General features: G+C 68.3%; 4 protein-coding genes. 3 read left to right on the top strand and 1 reads right to left on the bottom strand.

From position 1 onward, the window contains the following. Positions 1–216: 216 nt before the first annotated feature. Positions 217–2,205 carry a monovalent cation:proton antiporter family protein gene (locus tag KQ297_RS12595; RefSeq protein WP_259739721.1) on the top strand — a complete coding sequence of 663 codons (1,989 nt, stop codon included), beginning with the start codon at positions 217–219 and terminating at the stop codon, positions 2,203–2,205. 28 nt (positions 2,206–2,233) lie between these two features. Continuing rightward, positions 2,234–3,424 (top strand): S-methyl-5-thioribose-1-phosphate isomerase, encoded by a 1,191-nt coding sequence (gene mtnA / locus KQ297_RS12590; RefSeq protein ID WP_259739720.1) that lies wholly within the window; start codon positions 2,234–2,236, stop codon positions 3,422–3,424. On the opposite strand, the gene corA is transcribed toward mtnA, so the two are convergent. Then, on the bottom strand, positions 3,353–4,450 hold the full coding sequence (corA, locus tag KQ297_RS12585; RefSeq protein WP_259739719.1) for a magnesium/cobalt transporter CorA: 1,098 nt from the start codon (positions 4,448–4,450) through the stop codon (positions 3,353–3,355). The two genes, mtnA and corA, sit on opposite strands and share 72 nt — an antisense overlap. 128 nt (positions 4,451–4,578) lie before the next feature. On the opposite strand from corA, the gene KQ297_RS12580 reads away from it, so the two are divergent. Then, positions 4,579–6,660: a bifunctional aldolase/short-chain dehydrogenase gene (locus tag KQ297_RS12580; RefSeq protein WP_259739718.1), complete on the top strand. Its 2,082-nt coding sequence runs from the start codon at positions 4,579–4,581 to the stop codon at positions 6,658–6,660.

Here is a 6,660-nt window from a genome sequence, read left to right as displayed (position 1 = left end):
GCTGATCAGGTCGGCATCGGCGCTGAAATCAACAGCGGGAGCAGCGGTCTGGGGCATTGCGGAGGGGCTGGTCCCGCGAGCAAACCAGGCCGCGGCAGGGGCGCCAAGGGCAAGCTGGACGGACTTTCAGGCGGCCCTGTGTTCTGAGCAGAGCCTTGAGCGGAAGGGAGACACTCTGAAGGTGGCCCCGTTGATCCTTGCCCTGGAGTCACTGCCATGACCACGCTGCTGCTCGACATTGTCGTGATCTTCACGATGTCGGCCATGGCGGCGGTGCTCTGCCACCGCTTCAACATCCCCAGTTCGATCGGTCTGCTCCTCGCTGGCGTTCTGGCCGGGCCTGACCTCTTTCGGCTGGTGCAGAACGTGCACGAGATCGAGCTGCTGGCCGAGATCGGTGTGGTGCTGCTGCTGTTTGTGATCGGACTGGAGATCTCCCTGGCGGATGTGGCGCGCTTGCGTCGTCACTTTCTGATCGGCGGCTCGCTGCAGTTCTTCGGCACCGCCGCCTTGGTGGGGGTGATCTGTTGGGGGCTGGGTCTGTCGACGGGTCAGGGGGTGTACGTGGGCTTCGTGGTGGCCCTCTCCAGCACCGCCATCGTCTTGCGCATGCTGCAGGAGCGGGCCGAACTGGAAACGCCCCATGGGCGCACCACTCTGGCGATCCTCATTTATCAGGACGTGGGGGTGGTCCCGGTGATGCTGATGGCCCCCTTGCTGGCAGGCGTCGGGGCGAGTTCGGGGGTCGGTGCAATCGCGGCGCTGTTGGGACGGATCGCTCTGGTGGCGCTGGTCGCGTGGCTGGCCTGGCGCTGGATCGTGCCCTGGTTGCTGGAGCGCATCACCCGCACCCGGAGTTCGGAGGCCTTTCTTCTCGGTGTGTTCAGCCTTTGCGTGGGCATCGCGGTGATGACCCAGTCGCTGGGGCTGTCGTTGGCGCTGGGCGCTTTCCTGGCCGGTTTCATCCTCTCGGAATCGGAGTATTCCCACCAAGCGGTGGCGGTGATGCTGCCCTTCCGTGACGTCTTGATGAGTCTGTTCTTCGTGTCGATCGGCATGCTGCTCGACATCCAGTTCATGCTGGCCCACCCACTGGCGTTGCTGCTGCTCACATTGGCGGTGGTGGTGATCAAACCCCTGGTGGCGGCCTGGTCGGCCCTGGTGGTGGGCTTGCCCCTGCGTGGCTCGGTGCTCACCGGCCTGGCACTCGCTCAGGTGGGTGAATTCTCCCTCGTGGCCACCAAGGCGGGCGTCAGCACCGGTCTGCTTGGACCCGACATCTTCCAGACCGTGCTCGATGTGGCGGTGCTCAGCATGATGCTCACCCCGGCGCTGGTGGCCAGCGGTCCACGGCTCGCCGCCTGGCTGGCCACCACGCCCCTGCGGCGACTTGAGCGCCGCAGCCTTGCCCCCGACACCTCAGGCACCTCCACAGCCCTCAGCGGCCACATCCTGATTGTGGGCTTCGGGGTCACAGGCTCCAACCTGGCCCGTACGGCCCGCCGCTGCAACATCCCCTATGCGGTGCTGGATGTGAATGCCGCGATCGTGCGTGATGCCTTCCATGCCGGCGAGCCGATTCACTACGGCGATGCCAGCCAGGAGCCGATCCTTTCCCTGGTGAACGCGGATCAGGCCCGCGCCATTGTGGTGGTGATCGATGATCCGGCCGGTGCGCGGCGCATCGTGGAACTGGCGCGCCGCTTTGCCCCCGACGCCTACATCCTCGTGCGCAGCCGCTACCTGCGTGAGGTGGAAACCCTGCTGGCTCTTGGGGCCGATGAGGTGATCGCCGATGAACTGGAGGTGTCGATCGAGGTGTTCTCCAGAGTGCTGTCGCGCATGCTCGTGCCCCGCGAGGAGATCCAGCGCCTGATCGGCGATGTCCGAGGCGACTGGCGCCAGATGGCCCGAGGCCTCTCCCCGGAGGCCACCGCCGTGAGCGATCTGCGCGTGGCGGTGCCCCACCTCACCACCCACTCCCTGCGCCTGGGTGAACGCTCCCCACTGGTGGGTCACACCATCGCCAGCTGCGGCCTGCGCGCCGACCACAACGTCACGATCCTGGCGATCACCCGCGCTGGGGAGCCCCTGGCTCACCCCCACGGACACACGCCGCTGCTGGTGGGCGACCTGCTCTTCGTGATCGGTCCCGACGACTGGGATCCGGCAACCGTCCTTCATCCAGGTCGTTTGTCAACATGACGTCGCTTCCGATTGCCTCCTGCAGCCGATGAACATCGATGGCAAGGCCTGGCGCACGATCTGGCTGGAGGAGGGCGGACGCTCGGTGGGGGTGATCGATCAGACCCTGCTGCCCCACCGTTTGAGCACCCGATCGCTCGCCACCCTGGATGAGGCCGCGGAGGCCATCGCCACGATGGTGGTGCGCGGGGCGCCCCTGATCGGTGTCACCGGGGCCTATGGCCTGATGCTGGCCCTGCAGGCGGATCCGGGTGATGCCTCGCTCGCAGCGGCCTTTGAGCAGCTCAACGCCACCCGCCCCACCGCCATCAACCTGCGCTGGGCCCTCGAGCGGGTGCGCGATCGGGTGGCGGCGCTGCCGCTGGTCGAGCGGGCGGAGGCGGCTGCCGTGGAGGCTGCGGCCATCGCCGAAGACGACGTGGCGATGTGCGCGGCGATCGGCGACCACGGCCTGATGCTGTTCCAGCAGCTGGCGGCTGCGCGGCCCAGCGAGCGTCAGGGGCAGCCCCTGAACGTGCTCACCCACTGCAACGCCGGCTGGTTGGCCACCGTCGACTGGGGCACGGCCCTGGCACCGATCTACAAGGCCCACCGCGCCGGCCTGCCCATTCACGTCTGGGTGGATGAAACCCGCCCGCGCAACCAGGGTGCCAGCCTCACCGCGTTCGAGCTGGGTCGTGAGGGGGTGCCCCACACCGTGATCGTCGACAATGCAGGCGGTCACCTGATGCAGCACGGCCTGGTGGATGCCGTGATCGTGGGCACCGACCGCACTACCCGCTCAGGGGATGTCTGCAACAAGATCGGCACCTACCTCAAGGCTCTCGCCGCCCACGACAACGGCGTGCCCTTTTATGTGGCCCTGCCCGCCTCCACCATCGACTGGAGCCTCTGCGATGGGCTGGCGGAGATCCCGATCGAGGCCCGCAGCGCCACTGAGGTGACCCACATCCAGGGGCTGGTTGCAGGGGGTTCGGCTTCAGGAGAGATCGCCACGGTGCAGCTCCCGCCGGAGGGGAGTGCCGGCTTCAACCCCGCCTTTGACGTCACCCCGGCGCGGCTGGTGAGCGCTCTGATCACCGAGCGGGGTGTGGCCCCCGCCACCGAGGCAGGCCTGCAGCGCCTCTACGGGCGAGTGGCGAATGGCTCAGAGCCAGCGCCGGCGGCGGAAGTAAATCGCCAGCCCCACCCCGATCAGGCCCATCAAGGCCAGGGTTAACTGATAGCCGAGCCGCCAACGCAGCCCTGGCATGTTCTCGAAGTTCATGCCATACACCCCTGCGATGAATGTGAGGGGGATGAAGATCGAGGACATGATCGTGGGGGTTTTCATCACCTCGTTCATGCGGTTGCTCAGGCTGGAGAGGTAGGTGTCGTGGATGCCTCCCAGGAGGTCCCGGTAGGTTTCCAGCATGTCGATCACCTGGATGCAGTGGTCGTAGAGGTCGCGCCAGTACACCCTGGTACCGGCGGTGAGCACCCTCGATTCCCCCTTCTCAATGGTGCTGATCACTTCGCGACAGGGCCAGGCCGCCTTGCGCATGCCGAGTACGTCGCGCTTGAGATAATGGATCTCCTGGATGTTGCCCGGGCTCGGATCCTCGAGGATCTTGTCGTCGATGGCTTCGATGTGATCACCGATCTGCTCGATCGCCAGGAAGTAGTGGTCCACCACCGTGTCCATCAGGGCGTAGGCCAGGTAGTCGGTCGTCAGCTGGCGGATCCGCCCCTTCCCCGCCCTCAGGCGCTGACGCATGGAGTTGAACACATCTCCCTCTTCTTCCAGGAAGGAGAGCACCACATGCTCGCCCACGATCAGGCTCAGGTGCTCGATGGTGATCGACTGGCTCTCGCCGTCGAACTCCATCATCTTCATCGCGATCAGCAGGTAGTGGGGAAACTCCTCAACCTTGGGGCGCTGGTTGGTGTTCACCAGGTCCTCCAGCGTCATCGGGTGCAGGCCGAAGTGCCTGCCGAGGGTTTCGATCAGCGCCACGTCATGGATCCCATTGACGTTGATCCAGGTCACGCTGGTGTCTGAGAGGGCCTGATCGAAGCACTGGCTCACCTCCACGTCCTGGGCTTCGCTCAGGCGATCGGCGTTGTAATCCAGGATGTCGACCCGGGCGCGCACGCACTTGCGCTCGCCCACGAACACCATCGTGCCCGGGGCCAGGCCTGTCTTGACGCCCCCGCCCAGCGCCCGTGCCTGGCGGCGGCGGCGGGGGCGACGCCGCGGCGGCATTGGCCTCGACCTGCTGGATCGCTCCATCGCCGTGGCGGCTGGTGCCGGTTCAATGGGCTTGATGCTGGCACGGTTCCGACCGGATCACCCTTCCCTAGCCTCCTGGCCACGTGACGCCCAACCGCCGGATGCCGAGTCAGAACCGTTGGTCGCAGGCCGAGGCCGAGGCCGCTGTGGCCCGCTACGGCGCTGAGGGGGTCAGCGAGGACCTGGCCCTGCGCACCTACAGCGCCCGTCTGCTCGGTGCCGACCCCGATCTGGTGCTGCATGGGGGTGGCAACACGTCGGTCAAAACCACGGTCACGGGGCTGCTGGGGGAGACCATCCCGGTGCTCTGCGTCAAAGGCAGCGGCTGGGACCTGGCCACGATCGAGCCCCCTGGCCACCCGGCCGTGCGCCTCGAACCCCTGCAGGCCCTGCGGGTTCTCGAGCGCCTCAGCGATGAAGACATGGTGGCGGCCCAGCGCCGCAACCTGATCGATCCCGCTGCCCCCAACCCTTCGGTGGAGGCCCTGCTCCATGCCTTCCTGCCCCACAAGTTCGTCGATCACACCCACTCGATCGCCCTGCTGGCCCTGGCCGATCAGCCCGGCGCTGAAGCGCTCTGCCGTGAGGTCTATGGCGATCGTGTCGCCCTCGTTCCCTATGTGATGCCCGGCTTCGCCCTGGCCAAGGCTGCTGCTGAGGCCTATGAGGCGGCCGAGCAGCGGGCCAGGGCCGCTGGGGTGGAGCTCGAAGGCATGGTGCTGCTGCAGCACGGGCTGTTCTCCTTCGGTGCCACGGCCGAGCAGAGCTACGGGCGGATGCTGGCGCTGGTGGGGCAGGCCGAGGCGTGTCTGACCCGGGTGAGCGGCCAGCCCCTGCCGCAGCCCATGCCGGAGCCCCCCATCCCCGCGGCGGCAGTGCTGCCGGTGCTGCGCGGGTTGCTCAGCCGGGCCGCCGATGCCGAGGCGGCCCCTGGCCGCTGGCTGCTCGATCTCCGGGATTCAGCTCCCGCCCTGGCGGTGGTCAATGATCAGCGCCTTCTCGACTGGGCCAGCCGCGGTGTGGCCACCCCCGACCACGTGATCCGCACCAAGGCCCAGCCCCTGGTGCTGTCCCCCGCCTGCGGCGATCTGGCCCCCTGGACGGAGGCCGCGGCCGCGGCGCTGGCGGCCTTCGTCGACGACTACAAGGCCTACGTGGCCCGTCAGAACGGACGGGTCGGTGGCGGGCGCACGCCGCTGGATCCCCTGCCGCGGGTGCTGGCGCTGCCCGGTCTGGGGCTGGTGGGCCTGGGCCGCTCCGCCCAGGACGCCGCCGTCACCGCCGACATCGCCGAGGCCTGGGCCCGCACCCTGCTGGCGGCGGAGGCCCTCGGCCGCTTCCAGCCGGTGGGGGAGGACGACACCTTCGACATGGAGTACTGGAGCCTGGAGCAGGCCAAGCTTGGCCAGGCCAAGGAGCTTCCCCTGGCCCGCCGGGTGGTGCTGGTGACCGGCGGCGCCGGCGCCATCGGTGCCGCCACCGCCCGCGCCTTTGCCCGGCGCGGCGCCGATGTGGCTGTGCTTGATCGGCAGGAGGAGGAGGCCCTGGCCGTGGCGGCCAGCTGCGGTCGGTGCGCCCTGGGCCTGGCCTGTGACCTCACCGACCCCCAGGCGGTGCGCCAGGCGCTGGCGGCCGTGGCCGCCCACTTCGGTGGGCTCGACATCGTGGTCAGCAATGCCGGCGCCGCCTGGAGCGGTGCCATCGCCGAGCTCAGCGACGCCGACCTGCGCGCCAGCTTCGAGCTCAACCTCTTCGCCCACCAGAGCGTCGCCCAGGCGGCGATGGCCATCTTCCGAGCCCAGGGCATGGGCGGCCAGTTGCTCTTCAACGTGAGCAAGCAGGCGCTCAATCCCGGCCCCGGCTTCGGTGCCTACGGCATCGCCAAGGCGGCCCTTCTGGCCCTGATGCGCCAGTACGCCCTGGAGGGCGGCGGTGAAGGGGTGCGCGCCAACGCCATCAATGCCGATCGCATCCGCTCGGGCCTGCTCGACGCCGGCATGATCCGGGAGCGCTCGGCCGCCCGGGGCGTGAGCGAGGCCACCTACATGGCCGGCAACCTGCTGGGGGAGGAAGTGCGGGCCACCGACGTGGCCGAAGCCTTCGTGGCCCTGGCCCTGCTGGAGCGCACCACCGGCGCGGTGCTGACCGTGGATGGGGGCAACGTGGCGGCCATGGTGCGCTGA

Origin of the sequence: Synechococcus sp. CS-205 (genome assembly GCF_025128255.1) — a bacterium.
Lineage (GTDB): Bacteria > Cyanobacteriota > Cyanobacteriia > PCC-6307 > Cyanobiaceae > Regnicoccus_A.
This window is presented reverse-complemented; position numbering and strand designations above follow the sequence as displayed.